The following is a 1,364-nucleotide window of genomic DNA, read 5'->3' as shown; positions in this document are numbered from 1 at the left end:
TTTAGGATGAAATTTTGCTTTGTTGATATTGTTCCAATGTGATCAGCACTTCACGAGGCTTACTGCCCTCATGCGCGCCAATCAAGCCCTGCATATGCATATGATCAATCAGACGACTGGCGCGGTTATAGCCGATGCGCATCCGGCGCTGCAGCAGCGATGCCGAGGCTTGCTGCGCCTCGAGCACGATTTGAATCGCTTGATCATACAACTCATCGACCGGTTCATCGGAAGCATGTCCGTTCTCATCAATTTCCGGCACCAGCTCTTCGTTGTATTCTGCCTGCGCTTGACCGCTTACGAACCCAACAACTGCCTCGACCTCTTGGTCAGATAAGAATGCGCCCTGCACACGAATCGGCTTGGATGAGCCCATCGGTAGGAATAGCATGTCCCCACGTCCGAGCAGCTTCTCAGCGCCTGCCATATCCAGAATCGTTCGTGAATCCACCTGGGACGATACACCGAACGCGATACGAGACGGAATATTAGCTTTAATAACCCCGGTAATAACGTCAACCGATGGACGCTGGGTAGCGATAATCAGATGAATACCAGCTGCACGCGCCATTTGAGCTAATCGGCATATTGAATCCTCTACATCATTGGCAGCGACCATCATCAAGTCCGCGAGCTCATCGACAATAATGACGATATAAGGAAGTACCTTGTCGGGCTCATCTGCAACCAGCTTGTTATACCCCTCAATATTCCGAGTCGCCGATTTGGAGAACAACTCATAACGCTTTTCCATTTCAACAACGATTTTCTTCAAAGCAAGCGAAGCGCGTCTTGGATCAGTAACGACTGGCGCAAGAAGATGCGGGATGCCATTGTATACATTCAGTTCCACCATTTTCGGGTCGACCATGAGGAACTTCACTTCATCCGGCTTCGCCTTATACAAGATGCTCGTAATAATCCCGTTGATACATACCGATTTCCCCGAACCTGTAGCACCTGCAACGAGCAAGTGAGGCATTCGAGCAAGGTTGCCTACAATCGGCGTCCCGGCAATATCACGGCCTAATGTAATGGACAACCGTGACGGAGCATCAATGAAAGTTGGCGTCTCCATGACCTCTCGCATCGTAACGATTGATACTTCATTGTTCGGAACCTCGATCCCAATCGCGGATTTCCCTGGTATTGGCGCTTCCATCCGAATGTCCTTCGCTGCTAATGCAAGTGCGATATCATCAGACAGGCTGACAATGCGGCTAACCTTAACCCCAATGTCAGGTTGGATTTCATAGCGGGTAACTGCCGGACCTCGAACGACCTCCAGTACCTTCGCCCGAACGCCGAAGCTCTCCAAAGTAGCTTCCAGCTTGCGAGCTGTCTGCATGAAGTCGGCTTGATCG

General features: G+C 50.7%; 1 protein-coding gene. It reads right to left on the bottom strand.

The window, feature by feature from the left end; translation table 11 throughout:
* Position 1 precedes the first annotated feature (1 nt).
* Positions 2–1,364 (bottom strand): DNA translocase FtsK (locus AZ66_RS29145; protein ID WP_044358138.1); only part of this gene is annotated, 1,363 nt, incomplete at its 5' end.

It is taken from the genome of Paenibacillus sp. E194 (assembly GCF_000935845.1).
In the GTDB taxonomy this organism is placed as follows: domain Bacteria; phylum Bacillota; class Bacilli; order Paenibacillales; family Paenibacillaceae; genus Paenibacillus_B; species Paenibacillus_B alvei_B.
The sequence above is the reverse complement of the archived record's forward strand: the minus strand, read 5'-3'. Positions and strand labels throughout refer to the sequence as shown.